The sequence below is a fragment of the Wenzhouxiangella indolica genome (assembly GCF_042310355.1).
Classification (GTDB): Bacteria; Pseudomonadota; Gammaproteobacteria; order Xanthomonadales; family Wenzhouxiangellaceae; genus Wenzhouxiangella.
The window spans coordinates 171062-191277 of record NZ_JBHJMR010000004.1 but is presented as its reverse complement, the minus strand read 5'-3'; the positions used below and the strand labels follow the sequence as shown (position 1 = coordinate 191277).

Below are 20216 nucleotides of genomic sequence, written 5' to 3'. Positions count from 1 at the left end.
CGAATATCGGCGCGCCGCGCAGTCAGTTTGAGGTCGTGCCGACGACAGTTCATGCAAAGTGGCAAACGCGAGGATCAACCGGTGGTCAATGCTATCACGGAGGCACGCTTTCGGCCCTCCCGAAAGTCCCCGCCAAGCCGCCATCGCGGCGGTTTTGGTACCATGGCGCTCCCTTGCCTCTGAACGGTGTGAAGGCTCATGCTGCGGTTTTCGATTCTCTTCGTTGTCCTGCTTTTCGGTCTGTTTACCGTCGAGGTGCTCCAGCCCGTCCAGCAGCACGTCATCCTGCCGTTCACTGCGGGTATCGCCAAGGTCAGCGTCTTCCTGATCGAGCTGTTCGACAGCGGCGTCATTTCCTCCGGCAAGGTGATCCAGGACATCCAGTCCGGATTTGCCGTGAGCATCGAGCCCGGCTGCAACGGGGTCGAGGCGATGATCATCCTGTTCGCGGCCATCTTCGCTTTCCCGGCTTCGCTCAAGCACAAGCTGATTGGCTTCGCGATCGGCTTCGTCGCCATCCAGGCCCTGAACCTGGTGCGCATCATCAGCCTGTTCTACCTCGGCCAGTGGAACATGGTCTGGTTCGAGTGGTTCCATCTCTATCTCTGGCAGGCGCTGATCATTCTCGACGCGCTGGTGGTGTGGCTCATCTGGCTGCGCAAGCTGCCGCCCCGCCGGCCGGGCGGGGACGACGGCGGCGACGGCGGCTCGCCGCCGCCGGAGCCTGTAACGCCGTGAAGCGCCTGCTGATCGCCGGCTGCGGAGACCTGGGTATACGCCTGGCGGGGCAACTCGATGATCGCGACTGGCAGGTGCACGGGCTGCGCCGCCGCGTCGAGAGGCTGCCGGAAACCATCGTTCCCGTCGGCGCCGATCTTTCCAGGCCCGAGAGCCTGGCCGCCGTCGCCCGAAGCTGGGATGCCGTGGTCTACCAGGCAACGCCGGACCAGTACGACGAGGCGGGCTATCGCGCCGCCTATTTCCAGGGCCTGGCCAACCTGCTCGAACACGCCGCCCCGCGGCGCCTGCTATTCGTTTCGAGTACGGCCGTGTTCGGCCAAAGCAAGGGGGAGTGGGTCGACGAGGACAGCGCAACCCAACCGGCGCGTTTCAACGGACGCGTTCTGCTCGAGGCCGAAGCCCTGGCGCGGCGTGCCTGCGCCGAACCCGTCGTGGTGCGTTTTTCCGGCATCTACGGACCGGGCCGCGACTACCTGGTGCGGAAGGTCGCTTCCGGCCAGGCAAGCTGCCGCGAAACGCCCCCGGAGTGGACCAATCGCATCCACGCCGACGACTGCGCCGGCGTACTCGCCCATCTGCTCGACCTCCAACGACCCGCGCCACTTTACTGCGCCAGCGACGGGCATCCAGCGCCGCGCTGCGAGGTGCTGGACTGGCTGGCCGGGCAGTTCGGCGTCGCGCCGGCAGCGCGCGAGGCGACCGCCGGCGGCCAGGGCAAGCGCGTGGGCAATGCCCGCCTGCTCGAGTCCGGCTATCGAATGATCCACCCCGATTACCGTTCCGGTTACGGAGAGATGCTGCAATGACCGATTTCAAGGACATGACCGACGCCATGGTGAAGCGCTTTCGCGAGGGCTTCGATCGCGCCGCGGCGAACGGCGTTCCCGAACCCACGGCCATGACCCTGGCAACCGTCGATGCAAAGGGCCGGCCGGCCGCGCGCACCGTCTTGCTCAAGGACATGGACGAGCGCGGATTCGTCTTCTACACCAACCTGGGTTCGCGCAAGGGCCGGCACCTGTCGGAGCAGCGTGATGTCTCACTCGTTTTCTGGTGGCGCGAGAACGAGGCGCAGGTGCTCGTCGACGGCAAGGCCGAGCCGGTCAGCGACGCGGAAGCCGACGAGTACTTCGCCAGCCGCCCCCGCGGTAGCCAGATCGGCGCCTGGGCATCGAAGCAGTCGACCCCCATGGAAAGTCGTGAGGAGTTCCTGGCCCGGATTGCCCGGTTCGAGAAGAAGTTCGAAGGGCAGGCCGTGCCCCGACCCGAACACTGGTCCGGCTTCCGCGTGCGTCCCCGGCGCGTCGAGTTCTGGTACGGCCGCGAGTTCCGCCTGCACGAGCGGATCTGCTTCGACCTGGTCGATGGCGCCTGGCAGGATTCCCTGCTGTATCCCTAGACAATAATTTCTTGGACGCCTGATAAGGAGTCTGCCATGCCGTCCAGCGGGTTCGATCCACTCCGATGCGGGTCGGACTTTCACGACGGACCATCAAAACCGCCCACTTCGACAAGACCGACCGTGGTCGTTCCGGTTTTCGACGGCTGGCCGGCCGTCGAGCGCTGCATCGACTCCCTCCTCGAGACCACGCCCGAAGATGTTGCGATCCGGATCGTCGACGACGCGAGCACGGACCCGCGCCTGCTGCGCTGGCTCGACGCGCTCGCGGACCGCTGCGGCGAGCGGCTGAGGCTGGTCCGGAATCGGAGCAACAAGGGTTACCTGAAAACCGTCAACGAGGCGCTCGAGACGATCGACGGCGACGTCGTCGTTGCCAACTCCGACACGCGCTTTACGCCCCACTGGCTGAGCGCGCTGGCCGCCGCGGCTGCCGACCCGGTCGTCGGCATCGCCAACCCGGTCTCCGACAACGCCACGATACTCAGCGTGCCCGAACTCGTGAACGCTTCGGCACAGACCCTGGCCGAGCTGCGCGAGGCGTTCGCCTCGAAGTGGTACGAGCTGCCTACCGCCGTGGGCTTTTGCATGTACATCAAGCGCGCGGCGATCGAGCGCGTCGGTACATTCGACTTGTTGTTCGATCCCGGCTATGGCGAAGAGTGCGACTACTCGATGCGCGTTCGCCGAGCCGGCCTGAAGATCGCCGCGGTGCCGTCCTCCGTGGTCTTCCACGAAGGCTCACAGAGTTTCGGGGAAAGGGCGGTCGAGCTCAGGCGCCGGCACGAGCAACTGCTGTCACTCAGGTGGCCCGCCTATCAGCGCGAAGTCCTGCAATTCTCGCGCTGGAACCCGATTCGCGCGATTCGCGAGTTCATCGCCGGTTGCGAGTCGAAGGCCCCAACACGTGTTCTACACGTCCTGCACGAGCTGGACTACCTGGGCGGGATCGAGCTGTTCACGAAGGAACTGCTCGGCCGCTTCTCACCCGACAGCGAACACCTGATCCTCTGCCCCGGCCGGGTCGAGGATCCCTGGGCGGATTTCTCGGAAACGCGAATCGCGCCCAATGTCCGCGCCATCCGCTTCGATCCGCGCAGAACGACCCATCCGAACGTGGCCATGAATATCCCGGCGGGCATCGAGCACGACGAACTGGATCGCATGTTCCTGAGGATCGTGGCGAGCGGGCGTTTCAACTACGTGCACTTCCACACCCTGGTGCGGCTGGGCACGCTGTCATGGCCGATGATCTGCAAGGCGCTGGACCTGCCGTACATCGTGTTCATGCACGAGTTCTTTCATCTGTGCCACGACTACAACATGATCTTCGCCAAGGGCGACGGTCACCCCTGCGGCAAGGTGATCTGCCACGAGCAAGACGATGATTGCCTCGGCTGCATGGGATCGAGGTTCCAAAGCCTGGCCGAGCCCTTGCCGCGATTGATCAGGAAGCGACGCGAGTCCTGGCAGGAGATTCTCGACGGGGCCGAGCGGATTTTCTGCAACGGCCGCCTGGTCACCGACAGCGTCACTCAAGCCTACGGTTCGGCGCTGCGGCCGTCGATTCGCGAGTTCGAGCCCTTCTTCTACCGACGGGCCACGGCCATCGCGCCCGTGGAACCGTCCGAGCGCGAGCCCCTGCGTGTCGCCTACCTCGGGGCTTTTTCGCTCAGAAAGGGCGCCGGCGTGTTCCTGGCGGCCGCCGGGATGCTCAGGGGCGGGCCCTTGAGCTTCAGGATCATCGGCAATGCCCACGACGCGATGCGCGGTGAGCTCGAAAAATCGAATATCCCGTGGGCCGGCGCCTACCTGCCCTCGCAGCTGGACGAGCTGCTCGCGGACGTGGACCTGGTCGTGCAGGCGTCCATCTGGCAGGAAACCTACAGCATCACCCTCAGCGAGGCCTGGGAGCGGGGTCGGCCCGTGGTTGCGCCGGCCAACGGCGCTTACCTCGACCGCATCAGGCACGGGGAGAACGGCTGGTTGTATCCGCCCGGAGACGCGCGCGCACTGGCGTCACTGATCGAGTATCTCGGTAGCAGTCGCGGTCGGGGCGAGCTCGAGCGGGTCGCGCGAAACCTGAGAAACTCACCGCATCGCGACAATCCGATCGCCGTGGAACTCGAACAGCTCTACGCGCGCCACCCGCGGCGATGCCGCGTTGCTGCGCTGGCTCGATCGAGCACCGGGCCGAATGCGCTTCCGCCGCCCGACGGCGCGCAGGCGACGACCCACAAGTGGCTGGACCAGGCGATGTGTCTCGAGGCCGCCGAAGACTGGGCCGATCCGGGTGAGGTAGCGATCCTGGCCGCCCGGGCCGACGAGGCCTCGCCGGGCCGGTTGAGCGACAGCCTCGACGAGCACGCCCCGCGCGCTCGGATGATCGGCGCTGCAGAACTCGAAGACCTCCCCGCCGACACGGCGGTCTTCCTCCTGCAGGGCGATACGGTTCTGACCGCGAACGCCGGCAACTGGGTGGCCGCCTGGCGCGCCTCCGGCAAACCGTTCGCAACGTGCAATTACCTGCTGCATGACAGCGATGACGCGCCCCATTCCCCGCTGTTTCGCGGGCCGGGCGACCGGACTTTTCCCGATCGCCAGCCGCGCCGCTGGGCGGGCCTGGTCGGCGAAGCCGGGCGCATCGGCTCACTGCTGGCCCAAGCCTCGATCGAGGATCTTGCCGCTGCCCGCCTCGACGAGCTGGTGCGAGCCGACGACCTGGCTCACTTCGACGGCTGCGCACTGTCGATGCTCGATCGCCGCTGGGCGTCGCTGTGGAAAGCGGATCTCGCCGATGCCGGTAGTGCGGTTGATTCGGCTTCCCTCGCCGCCGGGCGGGATGCCCGGATCGGCGTCATCGTTCAGGGCGGGTCCGGACCGGGCATGCGCCGGCTGCTGTCCGACCTGACCGCCCAGGAAGGCGTCGATCTGGCCGGCGTGGCGGTCTTGCTGCCCGCCGGCGCAACGCTTCCCGCTGACACCCGCCGGCCCGGAAACGTCCGGGTGGGCGACTGGAATGCCCGCGATCCGGCCGAGTCCATCAACCGGGCGGTACGCACTTTGCCGCCGGTCGATTACCTCGTGTTCCTTGCCGACAACGTGCAGATCCACAACCGAAGACTGCTGCTATCCATGCTGGGCGACATGGTGCGCTACCGCCTGCCGGCGGCCAGCCCCTTCGTTCCCTCGGATCGCCGCGGCGACGGTTTCGTGGCCAGGCGTGCGGGCTGCGGCGGGCGCGGCCTGGTGGCCTACGGCCCGCCGGCGTCGGCGCCGTTCGACGTGCCGGGGGTTCCGCTGGCGGCCGATTTCCTCGACGACGACTTTTTCCTCGTTCATCGCGACGCCTGGCGAGACATCGGCGGCATGCCGGCGGCGGGGCAGCATTTCTACCGGGCCGTGATGCTGAGCGAACGACTGCGCGCGGCCGGGTTTTCCATTTCGCGATGCACGCAGTTCGTCCGCAAGGCCGCCTTGCCGTCCGCCGCCCTGGGTGCGGACGCGAGCCGCCAGCCGCGCGAACGGGAGGAAGTGCTCCGCGCGCTGACGCGCTCACGCGCGCCCTCGGCGTGGTCGCAGTCGATGAGCCTGCAACCGCCCTACGGCCTGGAATACCGCCAGCATGCGTTCAAGGGCGGCGGCCGGGTGCCGCGGGTGCTGGCCTATGCCCACGATGTCTGGGCGAGCGGCTTCTACCGGGTGCGCGCGCCGGCCGCTGCCCTGGCTGCCGCCGGCAAGGCTTCCTGTCATTTCCTCCCGGAACAGCGCGAACGCCACGTGCCCAACGTCATGGAGGTGCTGCAGTCCGGGGCCTCCGTGCTGGTCCTGCATAGCTTCCTGCACGATGCGCAGCTGGAAAAGCTCGCCGACTATCACCGCTCTCTCGACATTCCCGTCGTCTTCAGCCTCGACGACTGGCTGCTCGAACTGCCGCGTTACAACCCCTTTTCGAAAACGAACTATCCCGACATGGCCAAGCGGGTGCGCTACGCGCTGAGTCATTGCGACCGCCTGATCGTGCCGACCCGCAGGCTGGCCGAGTACTACGCCCGGTTCGTTTCCGATATCCGCGTCGTGCCCAACCGAATTCCGCGCGCGCTGATCCGCGCGCCGCGACAGCCCCGGCAGGGCAAGCTTCGCGTCGGCTGGGCCGGTGCTCCGCAGCACGCCGGCGACCTGGACTGGCTAGCGCCCGTGGTTCGCCAGACCGGCGCGCACTATCACTGGGTTTTCTTCGGTCAGAAGCCGGCCGGCCTCGGCGCCGGGGAATGCGAGTTTCACCCGGCGGTGGGGCTGAAGGATTACTTCGAGAAGCTGGCCGGTCTCGACCTTGACCTTGCCGTTGCGCCGCTGAGCGACAACCCGTTCAACCGGGCCAAGAGCCCGTTGAAACTGCTCGAGTACGCCTCACTGGGCCTGCCCGTTGTCTGCAGCGATTGCGAGGCCTACCGCGACGCGCCCGCCCTGAAGCTCGGCAACAATTCCGCGCTGTGGGTCCGGGAGTTGGTCAGCCTGGCCGAGCAGCCGGATGCGCGCGCCGACCTGGCCGCCGGGCTTCGCAAATGGCTGGAGGACAATCACGTGCTCGAAGACCACCTCGACGAATGGGGTCGCGCGCTCTACCTTCATTCGTGAAAGGTCGTCCGCTGCCGCGGCGGATCGGTCGCGCCCGGCGTCAGTAGCCCAGTCGGGCCGCCAGGTGGGCTGCCGCCGCCTGGCTTTCGCGTAGCTGCCGGCGCGTTTGCTCGAGCGTCGTGTCGACATCCTGAAGGCGCCTGATCTGGCTTTCGTAGTGCGCGAAAAGCGCGCCATCGATATCGTTGAAGGCATGCCATTGTGGCAGCGCGAGGTCCTGCAGGATTTCGGGCGAGCGGCCGCACACGGCGATCAGGTAGACGTGGCCGCCGGGCCGACGTTCACGGGCCGCCTCGCCCGACGGCTCGGCATGGGTCACGCCGGTCGAATCGTTGCCGGCGGCCTGGATCTCGTCGATCACCGAAAGGCACTGGAACTGCTGGCCGAAGGTTCTGACGCAAGGGAAGAAATCGCCCAGGAGCTCGCTCAATTCCGACGCGTCGAGCTCACGGACGTGGTGCTCGTTGTGATGGTTGCCGTCCGGGCTGTAGATGGCCCGGTCGGGTGTGGAGATGACGGCCAGGCCGTCTGAACGGGTGACGCGAGCGATTTCCGAGACCATCTTTTCCTGTTCCGCGAGATGCTCGAGGGTCTCGAACGAGACCAGGAGGTCGATGCTGTCGTCGGACAGGGGCAGGGCGCGTGCATCGCCGTGCACGAACTGCAGTCGTTCCCGCGAGTATTTCCGGCGCGCCGACTCCAGGGTGGCGTGGTCGGCATCGATTCCGATCGTGCGCCTGGCGTTGCGGGCCAGCAGGTCGCTGCCATAGCCTTCGCCGCAGGCGACGTCGGCGACGACCTTGTCCCGGGCGAGCTGCCCGGCCCAGTGGTAGCGATGCCAGTGCTCGTACCAGATGTGGTGACCGAGGGTGGGGTCGAAGCGCTCCGGCGAAGCTTCCTCTTCAAGTGGATCTGGCCGGTCGTCCATCACGCTATTTGTAGAAGTCCTCCCGACTGAAATTATGGGAGCTGATCTGGTCGGAGTCCGAGAAACAGTACAGGTGTGCGGGTTCCGAGCACTGCTGCGAGCCGTTGAAGATCAGGCGCAGGTCGGAGTAGACGGCCGATCCAATCGACGTCCCTTCGCCCGAGGAGCTCGAGGTCCAGCCGTTGCAATCGGCGACCGAGGTTCCCTGCGTATCCACGCCCGTCCAGACATCGGTGATCTCGACCACCGGGAGCCCCTGCTCGTTGAGCGCGATGGCGGTCTGAATGGCCTCTTCCGGCTCGAACAGGTCGCCCAGGTTCTCGACGATCTTGACGTGATCGACGCGGTACCATTGATTCTGGAAATCGAAACGCTGGAAGATCGACGTCGATACGTCCGACAAGAGCGCCTTGAATTCGTCCGGTCGATCAAGGTCGGCATCCCCGGCCAGCGAACGGCAGATTGCATCGGCGGCGTCGAGACCTTGCAGCCCCTGGTCATCAGGCGTGCCCCCGCCCGGCAGCTGCCAGGTCGAGAAGCTGGCGGGGCCCGCCAGACTGCTCACGAAGGCCCTGCGCTCGGAATCGGTATAGGGCGGCGGAGGCGGCGTGCCGATTCCCGAAGTGCCCGTCGACAGACAGGTGAGCCTGCCGGCTTCCGAACAGGACTGGATGGCGTCGGCGGTCCAGTTCACGACCGTGCCCTGGGTGTCGCCAGTCATGCCCAGGAAGAGCCCCGAGCCGTCGCCCGAGGAGGCCGTCGTCCAGTCGGTGCAGTTGAACCCGTCGGATGTTCCGTCCGGGGACGTGCCCGTCCAGACTCGCTGGGGAAAGAACACCGGAGATCCATTGGCGTCGAGCTCGACCGGCCGGTAGACCTCGCCGTCGTCGACGATGCCGGGCAGGTCGCCGCCAAAGAGCTGACCGTCGGTGCGCAGCCAGGGTCCGGCGGTCGTCGGCAAGCCGCCGCTGGCGCCGCAGTCGTCGTCCTTGGTGCCGTAGAGCCCGTGGGCCCGGCAGTAGGCATCGTTCTGGCTGTCCGAGATCCAGGCCACGTAGGTGCCGGCGTCGGGTAGCCCGGCGCCGCTGGCTGCTGACTGGCAAACGAGGTCGGCGGCGTCCATGCCCACCAGGCCGCTGCCGGTGGCAGCCGCCCACTCTTCGAACGCGCCGGCTCCCGATGCGCTCGTGGTGAAGATGTACTGGTCGTATGATCCGGCGCCGCGAATCGCCTCCGAACCGCCCTCGAAGTTCTCGCCGGGTCGGCCCGTGAACGAGGCGCCGTCGTTGTCGCGGTTGTCCAGCTCGCGGGCGAGGGCGTCGTTGGCATGCAACACCAAGCCCACCACACCCATGGCCGTCAGTGTCTTTTTCATTGTTCCCTCACTCGCCGCTGGCGCCGGACGAAGTTCTCCGACTTCTTATCATAGCCCGCGGATGTGCACGATCACAAGGCCTTCACGTCAATGCAGCGGTCTACTCTTTGTCCGGCAGGGGCGTCCTGCGCCGGTCCAGGTCGCGCTGGATCCAGGCTTCGGCCAGGCTCTTCCACGGCTCCTCTTCGAGCGAATGCGGCTTGTACATGCCCACCGCGGCGCGCTGGCGCTGGACCTCGTAGAGGATCAGGGCGGTGGCGACCGAGACGTTGAGGCTCTGGGTCATGCCGTGCATCGGGATCAGGATTTCGCCGTCGCACTCGGCCACGGCCTCGCTGCTGACGCCGAATTTCTCGGTGCCCATGACGATCGCCGTGGGCTGGGTGTAATCGGGTTCGCGGAAGTCGACCGCCTGGTCTGAAAAGTGCGCGGCATAGAGCTTGAAACCCTGCTGCTTGAGGGAACGCAGGCCTTCGACGGCATCGTGGTGGCGCTGCAGCTTCACCCAGCGCTGGGCGCCCTGGGCGGTGTGGTTCAGCGGCGGAATGCCGCCGGTGGGCGGCACGGCATGGGCTTCCAGGACGCCGACGGCATCGCAAGTGCGCAGGATGGCGGCCACGTTGTGGGCCTTGTGAACCCGCTCGAGGAAGACCGTCAGATCCGGATGCCGGCTGGCGGCAACCTGCTCGATGCGAGCCTTGCGTTCGGGAGTCATGCCGACAGTTTACCCCGCCGCTCTGTGCCACAATCCCCGGCATGACAGACTGGTTCGAACAACTCCGATCATGGGTCGCGCCGAGCAGCGACGAGCCGGTGGACCTGCAGTCCATCGCCCGCGCGGCCGCCATCATCCTGCTGGAGATGGCCGCCTCCGACGAGCATCGGGACGACAGCGAGTTGGCCGTGATCCACAGGGCCATGCAGGACGCCTTCGGTATCGACGATTCCGAACTGGGTGAGCTGCTGAGGGATGCTGAAAAACTGCGTCGCGAAGCCGTGTCGCTGCACGATTTCACGCGCGACCTAAAGGCGCATCTCGATCGCGATGAACGCGACCAGCTGGTCGAATGGCTGTGGCGCGTGGCCTGGGCGGACGGCCGAATCGATCGCTACGAGGAGCATCTTCTGCGCCGGCTTTCGGATCTGCTCGGCGTGCCGCACCACGAATTCATCAAGCGCAAGCACATGGCCGCGCCCGAAGGCGGCTGACTACTCCTGGACGTAGAATTTCTGCTGGAAGCTGAACTCCGACGGCGGCCGCTCGCTGCCCTCGGGGCGCACGCTGATGTCGAAGCTCAGCGTCTCCTCGTTCGCGATGCGGAAGGTGCCGATGTAGTAGACCGCGTCTTCCTCGGTGATTTCCTGCAGCTCGATGTCACGCCGCTGGCCGGTCAGGTTGATCGCCGAGGTGTTCACCGTCGCGCGCACCGGCTCGCTCATCGCCTTGTCGCTGTCGGCGGTGCGCAGCACCGTGATGTTGATCATCGCCCGGCTGCCCGAGCGCTGGATGCCGTAGGCCCGCGCGACTTCCGCCGGCAGCATGCGCGTGTTCATCGCGCTGTAGTGCACCTGGTAGTCGCCGATATCCTCGAACTGCTGGGCCGATGCCGGGTTGGACAGCGCCATCAGGGCGAGCGCGGTAATGATGGTGCCGGCAAGCAGTCGAATCATGTCTTTCGCCTTCGTCAGTGGAATGACTTTGATGCTACTCCCGCACGGGGCAGAGCGGCAAGTGGGGGCTACTACGTAGCTTGGTTGCGCGCCTGAGGACGGTGCGGGTGAATCGATGTACAAAGCGCCGGCATCACAAAAATCCGAAATTCGAAACAACGCCCGTCAGGTCGCAACGTTTTGAATTTGGGATTTCGAATTTGTTTCGGATTTGGTGCTTGGTGCTTGGTGCTTGGGAGTTTCGATCAACCGGAGTCTTCACCGGCTTCCGATTGCAGCGCCTCCCTGACCAGGCAGGGCGCCTCGGCTAGACGCCCAACAGGATGATCAGGAACTGGATGACGATGATGGCCACGAGCGGCGAGAGGTCGAAGCCGCCCAGCGGGGGCAGCACGCGTCGGATGGGCGCCATGACCGGTTCGGTCAGCTGGTAGACCAGCGGCACGATCGGGTGGCGAAAGCCCTGGCCGACCCACGACAGGATCACGCTGACGATGATCAGCACCAGGTAGAGCACCAGCAGCATGCGCACCAGGCGCAGCACGGCCAGCAGCAACAGCACCGACCAGTCCATCGCCCAGCCGCCGAGGGCCGCCAGGATCACCAGCAGCAGCACTTCCAGGATATACAGCCAGGCGATGCCGGCCAGGCTTACCGGCCCGACGCGCGGAAGAATCTTCGACAGCGGCTTGACCAGCGGGTCGGTGACCTTGATCAGCGCCTGGCAGACCGGGTTGTAGTAGTCCGCGCGGAAAGCCTCCAGCAAAACGCGCAGCATCAGCGCGGCCAGGTAGAGCTGGAACAGCGTTTCGATCAGGAAGGCGAACGCCTGGCTGGCCGATCCCATCAGCCTTCTCCCAGTTCGCGGCCGCGCTTGACGGCCGCCCGGACCGCCTCGTCGACGATGCGCTCGAAGTCATTGCTCGACAGGCTCTCGAGGGCCGCGGCGGTGGTTCCGCCGGGGGATGTCACCCGGGCTCGCAGCTCGCCGGCCGAGAGCTCGGATTTCGCCATCATGGTGCCGGCGCCAAAGGCGGTCTGGCGCGCGAGTTTCGCCGCCGTTTCCTCCGGCAGCCCGGCGCGCGTGCCGGCCGCGGTCAGCTGCTCGACCAGCGAAAAGAAATACGCCGGGCCCGAGCCGGATACCGCGGTGACCACGTCCATCAAGGCCTCGTCGTCCACCCAGGCCACCTCGCCGGCGGCTTCGAGCACCTGCCCGGCGTGCCGGCGGTCGGCTTCGCTCACCCCTGCGCCCGCCGCCAGCCCGGTCATGCCGGCCTGGTAGAGCGCCGGGGTGTTGGGCATGGCGCGCACGACGCGGTCGTGACCGCCCAGGCCCTTCGTGATGCGAGCGATCGGCATGCCTGCGGCCACGGAAATGACCAGCGTGTCGGCGTCGATGGCATCGGCCACCGAGGCCAGGACATCGTCCATGACCTGCGGCTTGACCGCCACGACCAGCACGTCGGCCGCCCGCGCCGCCTCGGCGTTGTCGTCGTGCACCGTCACGCCCAGCTCGTCGGCCAGCGACTTGCGCTGCTCCTCGCTGGGATCGGCCACGTGGATGGTCTTGGCCTGCATGCCACCGGCAACCAGGCCGCCAATCAGCGCCCGGCCCATGTTGCCGCCGCCGATGAAGGAAATCGTTATGTCGTCCATATCACTATTGTAGGTTGGCGTAGCGGGGCGTGCCAGGATTTGAGGTTTCAGGTTTCAGGCGGCTCGTCTGCGGATTGGGGGCCGGCTGCGCCGGGATGTGATGAAGAAGTGTCGTAGGATGCGTGGAGGCGCAGCCGTAACGCATCAGCTCCCCTCTGGCGCTGCTGATGCGTTGCGTTGCCACTCCACGCATCCTACGACCTGATGCTAGCCACCAAAACACCAACCAGCCAACCAGCCAACCCTCAGTCCCGCGGCCCGAACAGCGCCGTTCCGATCCGAACCAGCGTCGATCCTTCCGCAACGGCGGCTTCGAGGTCCGCCGTCATGCCGGCCGAGATGGTGTCCGCTTCGGGGTGATCCTCCCGCAGTTTCTCGAATAATCCGCGCAGCTGCGCGAAAACCGCGCGCTGGTCGTCGTAATCGTCGCGCGGGGCGGGAATGGCCATCAGGCCGCGCAGTTTCAGGTTTTCGCATTCCGCGATCCGCTCGGCCAGGTCCGCGATCTGGTCGGGCGCGCAGCCGGCCTTCTGGGATTCGCCGTCGAGGTTGACCTGGATGAGCACATTCAGCGGGGGCAGATCTTCGGGGCGCTGGTCGTCGAGCCGGCGCACGATCTTGGCCCGGTCGATCGACTGCACCCAGTCGAAGTGCGCCGCGATCAGCTTCGTCTTGTTCGACTGGATCGGCCCGATGTAGTGCCATTCGAGCTCGAGGTCCTCGAGCTCGCCGATCTTGGCCACGCCCTCGTCGACGTAGTTCTCGCCGAAGGCACGTTGGCCGAGCGCGTGCAGGGCGCGGATCGCTTCGATCGGCTTGCGCTTGCTGACCGCCAGCAGCCCGACCGAGTCGGCGGGCCGCCCGGCGACCCGGCTGGCGTCCGCGATGCGCTCGCGGGTGTGTTCAAGGCGTTCGCGGGGGCTGGTCGGGGCGATTTGATTCATGGCCGAGTTAAGCTAAGATCACCGGGTGTGCTCGAAAGCGGGATGTGCATCGTCCGCCCGGTTGGCAGGTTTGCACATGACACTGGCAGGCCCAGGGCCTCAGGCAGGGAGTTTTCCATGGATATTACCGAGCTGCTCGCATTTACCGTCAAGAACAAGGCGTCCGACCTGCATATTTCCGCCGGCCTGCCGCCCATGATCCGCGTCGACGGCGACGTCCATCGTATCAACACGCCGGCGATCGAGAACAAGGAAATGGCCGAGCTGATCTACTCGACCATGAACGACCACCAGCGCCGCGACTACGAGGCCAACCTGGAGGTCGACTTTTCCTACAGTGTGCCGGGCCTGGCGCGTTTTCGTGTCAACTCGTTCCACCATCATCGCGGCATGGGCGCGGTCTTCCGCGTTATTCCCAACGACATCTTCACGCTCGAGGATCTCGACGCCCCGGCGGTGTTCAAGGACATCGTGGAAGTGCCGCGCGGCCTGATCCTGGTCACCGGCCCGACCGGCTCGGGCAAGTCGACCACGCTGGCGGCGATGATGGACTATCTCAACCAGACGGTGCCGGGGCACATCCTCACCATCGAGGATCCGATCGAGTTCATCCACACCCCGCAGCGCTGCCTGATCAACCAGCGCGAAGTCCACCGCGACACCCACGGATTCAACCAGGCGCTGCGCTCGGCGCTGCGTGAAGACCCCGACATCATCCTCGTCGGTGAGCTGCGCGACATGGAAACCGTGCGCCTGGCGCTGACCGCTGCCGAGACCGGTCACGTCGTCTTCGCCACGCTGCATACGTCGTCGGCGCCGAAGACGGTCGACCGAATCATCGACGTCTTCCCCGGCGACGAGAAGCCGGTGGTGCGCTCGATGCTGTCGGAGTCGCTGCGCGCGGTCATTTCGCAGACCCTGCTCAAGAAAGTCGGCGGCGGGCGCGTGGCCGCGCACGAGATCATGATTGCCAACTCGGCCATCAAGAACCTGATTCGCGAGGACAAGGTCGCGCAGATGTACTCGGCGATCCAGACCGGCCAGAATATCGGCATGACCACGCTCGACCAGTGCCTGATCGACCTGGTGCGGCGCGGCCTGGTCAACAAGCAGGAAGCCATGCGCAAGGCCCAGAACAAGTCGGCGCTGGCCTGATTCGGCGCGCTGCCGACCCAACCCAGCAGGAGGCACGATGAACACCATCCAGGACTGGCTGCACAAGCTGCACGACGCCAAGGGATCCGACTTGTTCGTGACGGTTGGTGCGCCGCCCTGCATCAAGGTGCACGGCAAGATCAAACCGCTCACGCGCGAGGCGCTGACCCACGAGATGGTGCACGACATCATCGACTCGATCATGACCGCCGAACAGCGCCAGGAATTCCACTCGACCCGCGAGTGCCAGTTCGCCGTCTCGCTCGAGGGCGTGGCCCGCTTCCGCGTCTCGGCCTTCTACCAGCGCAACAGCGTCGGTATGGTCTGCCGCCGCATCGAGACCAAGATTCCCACCTTCGAGGAGCTTGACCTGCCCGATTCGCTCTCGGCGCTGGCGATGCAAAAGCGCGGCATCATCATCCTCGTGGGCGCGACCGGCACCGGCAAGTCCACCACCCTGGCGGCTATGCTCGGCGAGCGCAACATGAAGGCCTCGGGCCATATCATCACCATCGAGGACCCGATCGAGTTCGTCCACAAGCACCGCAAGAGCCTGGTCACCCAGCGCGAGGTGGGGATCGACACCGATTCCTTCGAGGTGGCACTCAAGAACACCCTGCGCCAGGCGCCCGACGTGATCCTCATCGGCGAGATCCGCACGCGCGAGTCGATGGAGCACGCCATCACCTTCGCCGAAACCGGCCACCTGTGCCTGACCACGCTGCACGCCAACAACGCCAACCAGGCGATGGACCGCATCCTCCATTTCTTCCCGGAAGACCGGCACCCGCAGATCCTGCTCGACCTCAGTTTCAACCTCAAGGGCGTGGTCGCCCAGCAGCTGGTGCCCTCGATCGACGGCAGCCGCCGCCACGTGGCGCTGGAAATCCTGCTCAACACGCCGCTGATCCAGGAAAAGATCCGCAAGGGCAAGATCGAGGAGCTCAAGGAACTGATGAAGGACTCGCGCCACCACGGCATGGTGACCTTCGATCAGAGCCTGCTCGAGCTCTACCAGGAAGGCCTGATTTCCTACGAGGAAGCGCTGCGGCACGCCGACTCGCCCAATGACCTGCGCCTGGCCGTCAAGCTCAGCGAAGGCGGTGACGCCGAATCGCTTTCGGGCAAGCTGCAGGACCTGAACCTGATCGACGATGATCGCTGACCGCGCGGCTTAACACCTAACTACCCGCTGTAACGGCATTTTCTGCCTCATTTAACATTTGATTAATCACCCCGGGCGTAACATTCGGGCTGTTGGTGCCAAGCGCGAGCCAGATTTCAGCACCGACGGTTACGGGGCAATGTGGGCCCGGGCGGAGTAGACTCCTCTGCCCGGGCATTTTTTTACCGCCGCTTCGACTTGGGGAATTCGCCTGATGCGGATCTTGATCATCGAAGACAACCGCGACATCGCGGCCAACCTCGGGGACTTTCTCTCCGACCGCGATCATGAAGTGGACTACGCCTACGATGGGGTGACCGGCCTGCACCTGGCCGTGGTCAACGAATTCGACGCCATCGTGCTCGATCTGGCCCTGCCGGGCATGGACGGCCTGGAAGTCTGCCGCAAGCTGCGCAAGGATGGCCGCAAGGAGACGCCGGTGCTCATGCTCACCGCGCGCGACCAGCTCGAGGACAAGCTCACCGGCTTCGAGTCCGGCGCCGACGACTACCTGGTCAAGCCCTTCGAGCTGCGCGAAGTCGAAGCCCGACTGGAAGTGCTGGCGCGTCGCGGCCAGCGCGTCAAGCCGCGCGAGCTCAAGGTGGGTGACCTCGAATACAACCTCGAGACGCTCACCGTCAAGCGCCAGGGCAAGTCCATCGACTTGAACCCCATCGGCCTGAAGCTTCTCGACAAGCTGATGACCGCCTCGCCGGCGGTGGTCACGCGCAGGGAACTCGAGCACCACGTGTGGGGCGAAGAGCTGCCCGACAGCGACAGCCTGCGCGTGCATATCCACAGTCTGCGCGCGGCCATCGACAAGCCCTTCGGTCAACCCATGATCCAGACTCGTCATGGCATCGGCTACTGCCTGGTGGCGCCGGATGAAGTATCGGCGTCGACTTAGAAGCCGACTGATCTTCTCCTTCCTGGTGTTCGGCACGCTGCTGAGCGTGCTGTTCGCCGTGGCCGTCCTGCTGGTCCAGAGCTGGCTGGTCGATGCCCTGATCTCGCGCACCCTCGCCGACGAAATCGACCAGTACGTCGCCAGCCTGCGCGAGGACCCGACCGTCGTCGAACCCTTCTATACCCGCATCGAGGGCTACGTGACGCGCCCGGGCCGGGCCGACATCGTGCCCCAGCCGTTCCGCGGCCTGCCTACGGGCGTGCACGACGTGAGCACCGAAGACGCACAGTACAAGGCGGCCATCCGCAAGGACGACGACTTCTGGGTATTCCTCACTTACGACGTGTCGGAAAACCAGGAGCTCGCACGACGGCTGCAGATCGCCCTGGCCGCTGCCGTGGTGCTGTTCGTGCTCTTCTCCCTGGCGCTGGGCGTGTGGTCGTCGAGCCGCGTGATGGCGCCGGTGACCGAACTGGCCCGCCGCATCGAGGCGATGGACGAACACTCGCCGCCGGGCGACCTGGCGCGGCACTTTCCCGACGACGAAGTGGGGCAGCTGGCCGCCGCGCTGGACGACTACGCCCACCGCCTCAAGGACCTGGTCGAGCGCGACAAGGCCTTCAACGCCGACGTCTCGCACGAGCTCAGAACCCCGCTGGCGGTCATCTCCGGCGCCACCGAGCTGCTGCTGGCCCAGCCCGACCAGGACGGGCGCACGCACGAACGCCTGCTGCGCATCGCCCGCGCCGCGCGCCAGTCCACCGACATCACCACCGCGCTGCTGCACCTGGTGCGCGCCGAGCGCGACGCCGATGGTGAAGGTCGCGCCCACGATGTCGGCCAGATCGCCCGCCAGGTCCTCGGCAATTACGAGCCGCTGATCGGCGACCGCGACCTCGAGCTGACCATCGACGAGCGCGAACAAGTGAGCGTCATCGCGCCCGAAGCCGTCATCGCCGTCACCCTCGGCAACCTGGTCGGCAACGCCATTCGCTACACCACCGAAGGCGAAGTGCGTGTGCGCATCGAGGCCGGGCAGGCCGCCATCCTCGATACCGGCCCCGGCATCGCCGAGGAAGAACTGCCCCACGTATTCGACCGCCACTTCCGCGGCCGCCAGGTCGGCGGCACCAAGGGCTCGGGCCTGGGGCTTTCCATCGTCAAGCGCCTGTGCGATCTCTACGGCTGGCGTATCGAGTTCGCCAACCGCGAATCCGGCGGGCTGGCTGTGACGTTGAAGTTCTTTCCGGATCGGGGCTAAAAAAGGTTTCAGGTTTCAGGTTTCAGGAAAGGACAAGACCGGCTCCGGACCGCTTGTTGGCTCCCGCTGGTTTTAAGTCTTCGGCGGGTACGGCGGCAGGCTCTTCGGCAACTCACTCTCGGCTGTGCCAAGCGCTCCTGAAACCTGAACCCTGAAACCTGAAACCTTAAGACCCGTCTCTGGCACCATACACACACGCCCCGCTAAACTACGCAAATGGCCTTAATCAACTGCCCCGGCTGCGGCCGGCGAATTTCGGACAAGAGTGTCTTCTGCGCCCACTGCGAGCTGCCGCTGGGCGAGATGTCGAATGAGGATGTCAGTCGGCTCAAGCGCCGCCGCTGGCGTCGCCACGTGTGGCAAGCCAAGAACATCACGTACGTCGCGATGACGGCGCTGGTGGGTGGAATGCTTTGGTGGTTCCTGGTCGAGCCGCAGGGCTGGGTCCTGCCGCCGCCGATCCTGCCCATCGGGCTGATCATTCTGGGGGCAGTGGGTTACCTGGTCGGGCGCGTGCGCCTGTTCTGGCTGCAGCTCAAGCGCAATCGCCCGCAATGATGCGCGTTCGCGCCGACCACCGGCGAGTTACTCGACGCGCTTGACCTGGACCTGCTTGTTGTAGCCCTCGACCTGCAGACGCCAACCGCCGAACAGGCCCTGCTTGATGGTCACGCGCGGGCTCTCGATTTCCGAGACGCGGAAGGTGTCGGGTGCGCTCTGCTCCCACACCATGCCGTTCTCGAGTTCGAAGCGGGCTTCACCGTCCCAGCCGTTGAAGTTGCCCACCAGGCGGCTCTCGATCGGGGCGGCGTCCGAACCGCTATCGTCGAAACCGCGCCGGTCGCCCTCGGCGCTGGCGGTCGCCCCGCCGGCGCGCTGCCGGTTCAGTTCGACCGCTTCTTCCTGCGTCAGCGAACGCGCCCGGATCCACTCGTTGAGCGCGGCCAGTTCCTCGTCGTCGAGCTTGTGCAGGCCAGTCTCGCGGAACTCCTGCCCCGTCATGCGCTCCTCCAGGGACGAAAAGTTCTCCTGGGCCGAGGCGGCGGCGCAGATGGCGAGCGCGGTCAGCGCGATGCTGAAACGAATGACGACAGTGGGCATATCCAGGATCCCCCGGGGTTCTAGGTCAGGTTGCTAACGGCAGTGACTACAGATCGTGCTTGTAGCGCACGTAGGGAATGCGACCGTAGACGCTTTCGAGCGGATCTTCAAGTGCCGCGTCCGGGCTGGCCTCGTCGGCGCGCGGGGCGGCGTCCATGACGTTGCTCACGCCGATCGACAGCGAAGCGTTGCGCTGCGCCTGCCAGGAAAACTCCAGGTCGAAAGAGTTGAGGGTCGAGGGCGCCTGCTCGGGCCCGAGCCACAGCGGCACTTCGCGGTGTTGGCCGAGCATTTCGCCGCTGAAGTTGCCGCGGCGCCAGCCCAGCAGCACCTGGGCGCTGTTGCTGTAGCGCATGTCGCTGACGGTTTCGAGCGGATCGAAGGACATGCCCAGTTCGGCCATGCTCATGCGCTGCCGGTAGCGGGCCAACTGCAGGCCGACCAGGAAATCGCCGATGCGCTCGGTCTGAATGCCGAAGCTGACGTTGACGTCCAGGCCTTCCACGGCACTATCGATGTCTTCGCCGGCATTGCGCGCCAGCAATTCGGGGTCGAGCTCGAATGCGAAGGGCTGTTCGGCCGTGGCCGGGGCATCGTCACCGCGGAAGGCGCTGATGCCCAGCTTCAGGCCGGGCGCGGCCATCCAGTCGCCGGAGACCTGCAGCAGGTTCATCGAGTCGCTCGGCAGGGGCCGGTCGACGAAGCGGCAGTCTTCCGCGAGGTAGGAATTCATGGTCATCGTGCCCTGGCTGCACTGGATGTGCGCGAGGCTGGCGGTGTTCATCTGCCAGGCCTTCAGCGACCAGGAAAACGCGCTGCCGCCGTTGTCGCCGTCGGACAACGCCGAGCGGTTGCCGGAAAGCGGCATCGTCATCGACAGGCGCGGGCGCTCCCCGGGCAGGCCCAGGGGCGAGCGGTCGGAGGCCAGCTGAACCGCCGGGGGCGGGGCGGATTCCGGCGCTTCCGCCCGATTCTCGGGCACGATCGACCACGGCACATCATTGCCGACCTGGGCCTGGGCCCCGGCGGCGATCAGCGCGAACACGATCAGCAGAATGTGCTTGAGGCGACTCATTTCCCTCGAACCCAATGTCAAAAAAGTACCAGACTGCCCCCACTTTGACGTCGCTGGTCCAATAAAGTTTTTCCTAGTTTGCAGTGTATCAGAGCTTTGTGCAGGATGCACTCGCAAAAAAACACGCAAGTGCCGGATATTAACGGGATTGTCTCTGGTGATCCGTTCGGCCTGACCGGCCCCGAAAGCGGCGGTTG

Annotated in this window: 19 protein-coding genes; 10 read left to right on the top strand and 9 right to left on the bottom strand. The window is 65.7% G+C overall.

Annotated elements, in window-relative coordinates; all coding sequences use genetic code 11:
* The first annotated feature begins 198 nt into the window (after nucleotides 1-198).
* The 4 genes from xrtH to ACDC67_RS07350 all read left to right on the top strand — a co-directional run bounded on the left by xrtH (nucleotide 199) and on the right by ACDC67_RS07350 (nucleotide 6778).
* A complete protein-coding gene (gene xrtH, locus ACDC67_RS07365; protein ID WP_376691908.1) occupies nucleotides 199-738 on the top strand; it encodes an exosortase H in 540 nt (179 codons plus the stop codon).
* Complete coding sequence (locus ACDC67_RS07360) at nucleotides 735-1547, top strand: SDR family oxidoreductase (protein WP_376691907.1); 813 nt, start codon at nucleotides 735-737, stop codon at nucleotides 1545-1547. Before xrtH ends, ACDC67_RS07360 begins: the two co-directional genes overlap by 4 nt.
* Nucleotides 1544-2140 carry a pyridoxamine 5'-phosphate oxidase gene (pdxH, locus tag ACDC67_RS07355; RefSeq protein ID WP_376691905.1) on the top strand — a complete coding sequence of 199 codons (597 nt, stop codon included), beginning with the start codon at nucleotides 1544-1546 and terminating at the stop codon, nucleotides 2138-2140. The genes ACDC67_RS07360 and pdxH overlap by 4 nt, the downstream gene beginning before the upstream one ends.
* Nucleotides 2141-2263: 123 nt before the next feature.
* A complete protein-coding gene (locus ACDC67_RS07350) occupies nucleotides 2264-6778 on the top strand; it encodes a glycosyltransferase (protein ID WP_376691903.1) in 4515 nt (1504 codons plus the stop codon).
* A 40-nt stretch (nucleotides 6779-6818) separates the two neighbouring features.
* Here the strand turns inward: ACDC67_RS07350 and ACDC67_RS07345 are convergent, their stop codons facing one another.
* From ACDC67_RS07345 to trmH, 3 genes are all read right to left on the bottom strand, one after another.
* A complete protein-coding gene (locus ACDC67_RS07345; protein ID WP_376691901.1) occupies nucleotides 6819-7706 on the bottom strand; it encodes a class I SAM-dependent methyltransferase in 888 nt (295 codons plus the stop codon).
* A gap of 4 nt (nucleotides 7707-7710) precedes the next feature.
* Nucleotides 7711-9081, bottom strand: a complete 1371-nt coding sequence (locus ACDC67_RS07340; RefSeq protein ID WP_376691899.1) for a hypothetical protein — start codon at nucleotides 9079-9081, stop codon at nucleotides 7711-7713.
* Nucleotides 9082-9181: 100 nt separating this feature from the next.
* Nucleotides 9182-9796, bottom strand: a complete 615-nt coding sequence (gene trmH, locus ACDC67_RS07335) for a tRNA (guanosine(18)-2'-O)-methyltransferase TrmH (protein WP_376691897.1) — start codon at nucleotides 9794-9796, stop codon at nucleotides 9182-9184.
* Nucleotides 9797-9837: 41 nt separating this feature from the next.
* Between trmH and ACDC67_RS07330 the strand changes: the two genes are divergently transcribed.
* The gene (locus tag ACDC67_RS07330; RefSeq protein WP_376691895.1) at nucleotides 9838-10290 is read left to right on the top strand and encodes a tellurite resistance TerB family protein; all 453 of its coding nucleotides are present in this window, start codon (nucleotides 9838-9840) and stop codon (nucleotides 10288-10290) included.
* On the opposite strand, the gene ACDC67_RS07325 is transcribed toward ACDC67_RS07330, so the two are convergent.
* The 4 genes from ACDC67_RS07325 to ACDC67_RS07310 form a co-directional block, all read right to left on the bottom strand.
* Nucleotides 10291-10752, bottom strand: a complete 462-nt coding sequence (locus ACDC67_RS07325; RefSeq protein ID WP_376691894.1) for a DUF4426 domain-containing protein — start codon at nucleotides 10750-10752, stop codon at nucleotides 10291-10293.
* Nucleotides 10753-11059: 307 nt separating this feature from the next.
* Entirely contained in the window at nucleotides 11060-11599 is a 540-nt protein-coding gene (locus ACDC67_RS07320; RefSeq protein WP_376691892.1) for a YggT family protein, read from the bottom strand.
* Entirely contained in the window at nucleotides 11599-12411 is an 813-nt protein-coding gene (gene proC, locus ACDC67_RS07315; RefSeq protein WP_376691890.1) for a pyrroline-5-carboxylate reductase, read from the bottom strand. The genes ACDC67_RS07320 and proC overlap by 1 nt, the downstream gene beginning before the upstream one ends.
* Nucleotides 12412-12656: 245 nt before the next feature.
* Nucleotides 12657-13355 carry a YggS family pyridoxal phosphate-dependent enzyme gene (locus ACDC67_RS07310; protein ID WP_376691888.1) on the bottom strand — a complete coding sequence of 233 codons (699 nt, stop codon included), beginning with the start codon at nucleotides 13353-13355 and terminating at the stop codon, nucleotides 12657-12659.
* 117 nt (nucleotides 13356-13472) lie between these two features.
* Between ACDC67_RS07310 and ACDC67_RS07305 the strand changes: the two genes are divergently transcribed.
* From ACDC67_RS07305 to ACDC67_RS07285, 5 genes are all read left to right on the top strand, one after another.
* Nucleotides 13473-14510 carry a type IV pilus twitching motility protein PilT gene (locus ACDC67_RS07305; protein ID WP_376691886.1) on the top strand — a complete coding sequence of 346 codons (1038 nt, stop codon included), beginning with the start codon at nucleotides 13473-13475 and terminating at the stop codon, nucleotides 14508-14510.
* A gap of 37 nt (nucleotides 14511-14547) precedes the next feature.
* Complete coding sequence (locus ACDC67_RS07300; RefSeq protein ID WP_376691884.1) at nucleotides 14548-15675, top strand: PilT/PilU family type 4a pilus ATPase; 1128 nt, start codon at nucleotides 14548-14550, stop codon at nucleotides 15673-15675.
* Between the two features lie 214 nt (nucleotides 15676-15889).
* Nucleotides 15890-16582 carry a response regulator transcription factor gene (locus ACDC67_RS07295; RefSeq protein WP_376691882.1) on the top strand — a complete coding sequence of 231 codons (693 nt, stop codon included), beginning with the start codon at nucleotides 15890-15892 and terminating at the stop codon, nucleotides 16580-16582.
* Nucleotides 16530-17843, top strand: coding sequence for a sensor histidine kinase (locus ACDC67_RS07290; protein ID WP_376691880.1), 1314 nt, complete (start codon nucleotides 16530-16532; stop codon nucleotides 17841-17843). Before ACDC67_RS07295 ends, ACDC67_RS07290 begins: the two co-directional genes overlap by 53 nt.
* Before the next feature lie 216 nt (nucleotides 17844-18059).
* On the top strand, nucleotides 18060-18401 hold the full coding sequence (locus tag ACDC67_RS07285; protein ID WP_376691878.1) for a hypothetical protein: 342 nt from the start codon (nucleotides 18060-18062) through the stop codon (nucleotides 18399-18401).
* A gap of 27 nt (nucleotides 18402-18428) precedes the next feature.
* On the opposite strand, the gene ACDC67_RS07280 is transcribed toward ACDC67_RS07285, so the two are convergent.
* Complete coding sequence (locus ACDC67_RS07280; RefSeq protein ID WP_376691876.1) at nucleotides 18429-18944, bottom strand: hypothetical protein; 516 nt, start codon at nucleotides 18942-18944, stop codon at nucleotides 18429-18431.
* A 46-nt stretch (nucleotides 18945-18990) separates the two neighbouring features.
* The gene (locus tag ACDC67_RS07275; protein ID WP_376691874.1) at nucleotides 18991-20019 is read right to left on the bottom strand and encodes a porin family protein; all 1029 of its coding nucleotides are present in this window, start codon (nucleotides 20017-20019) and stop codon (nucleotides 18991-18993) included.
* Nucleotides 20020-20216: the final 197 nt, after the last annotated feature.

Bases quoted from the DNA above. Each gene is read 5' to 3' on its own strand.
- xrtH (WP_376691908.1), top strand. From the start codon at position 199: ATGCTGCGGTTTTCGATTCTCTTCGTTGTCCTGCTTTTCGGTCTGTTT.
- pdxH (WP_376691905.1), top strand. From the start codon at position 1,544: ATGACCGATTTCAAGGACATGACCGACGCCATGGTGAAGCGCTTTCGC.
- ACDC67_RS07345 (WP_376691901.1), bottom strand. From the start codon at position 7,706: ATGGACGACCGGCCAGATCCACTTGAAGAGGAAGCTTCGCCGGAGCGC.
- ACDC67_RS07340 (WP_376691899.1), bottom strand. From the start codon at position 9,081: ATGAAAAAGACACTGACGGCCATGGGTGTGGTGGGCTTGGTGTTGCAT.
- trmH (WP_376691897.1), bottom strand. From the start codon at position 9,796: ATGACTCCCGAACGCAAGGCTCGCATCGAGCAGGTTGCCGCCAGCCGG.
- ACDC67_RS07330 (WP_376691895.1), top strand. From the start codon at position 9,838: ATGACAGACTGGTTCGAACAACTCCGATCATGGGTCGCGCCGAGCAGC.
- ACDC67_RS07325 (WP_376691894.1), bottom strand. From the start codon at position 10,752: ATGATTCGACTGCTTGCCGGCACCATCATTACCGCGCTCGCCCTGATG.
- ACDC67_RS07320 (WP_376691892.1), bottom strand. From the start codon at position 11,599: ATGGGATCGGCCAGCCAGGCGTTCGCCTTCCTGATCGAAACGCTGTTC.
- proC (WP_376691890.1), bottom strand. From the start codon at position 12,411: ATGGACGACATAACGATTTCCTTCATCGGCGGCGGCAACATGGGCCGG.
- ACDC67_RS07310 (WP_376691888.1), bottom strand. From the start codon at position 13,355: ATGAATCAAATCGCCCCGACCAGCCCCCGCGAACGCCTTGAACACACC.
- ACDC67_RS07305 (WP_376691886.1), top strand. From the start codon at position 13,473: ATGGATATTACCGAGCTGCTCGCATTTACCGTCAAGAACAAGGCGTCC.
- ACDC67_RS07300 (WP_376691884.1), top strand. From the start codon at position 14,548: ATGAACACCATCCAGGACTGGCTGCACAAGCTGCACGACGCCAAGGGA.
- ACDC67_RS07295 (WP_376691882.1), top strand. From the start codon at position 15,890: ATGCGGATCTTGATCATCGAAGACAACCGCGACATCGCGGCCAACCTC.
- ACDC67_RS07290 (WP_376691880.1), top strand. From the start codon at position 16,530: ATGGCATCGGCTACTGCCTGGTGGCGCCGGATGAAGTATCGGCGTCGA.
- ACDC67_RS07285 (WP_376691878.1), top strand. From the start codon at position 18,060: ATGGCCTTAATCAACTGCCCCGGCTGCGGCCGGCGAATTTCGGACAAG.
- ACDC67_RS07280 (WP_376691876.1), bottom strand. From the start codon at position 18,944: ATGCCCACTGTCGTCATTCGTTTCAGCATCGCGCTGACCGCGCTCGCC.
- ACDC67_RS07275 (WP_376691874.1), bottom strand. From the start codon at position 20,019: ATGAGTCGCCTCAAGCACATTCTGCTGATCGTGTTCGCGCTGATCGCC.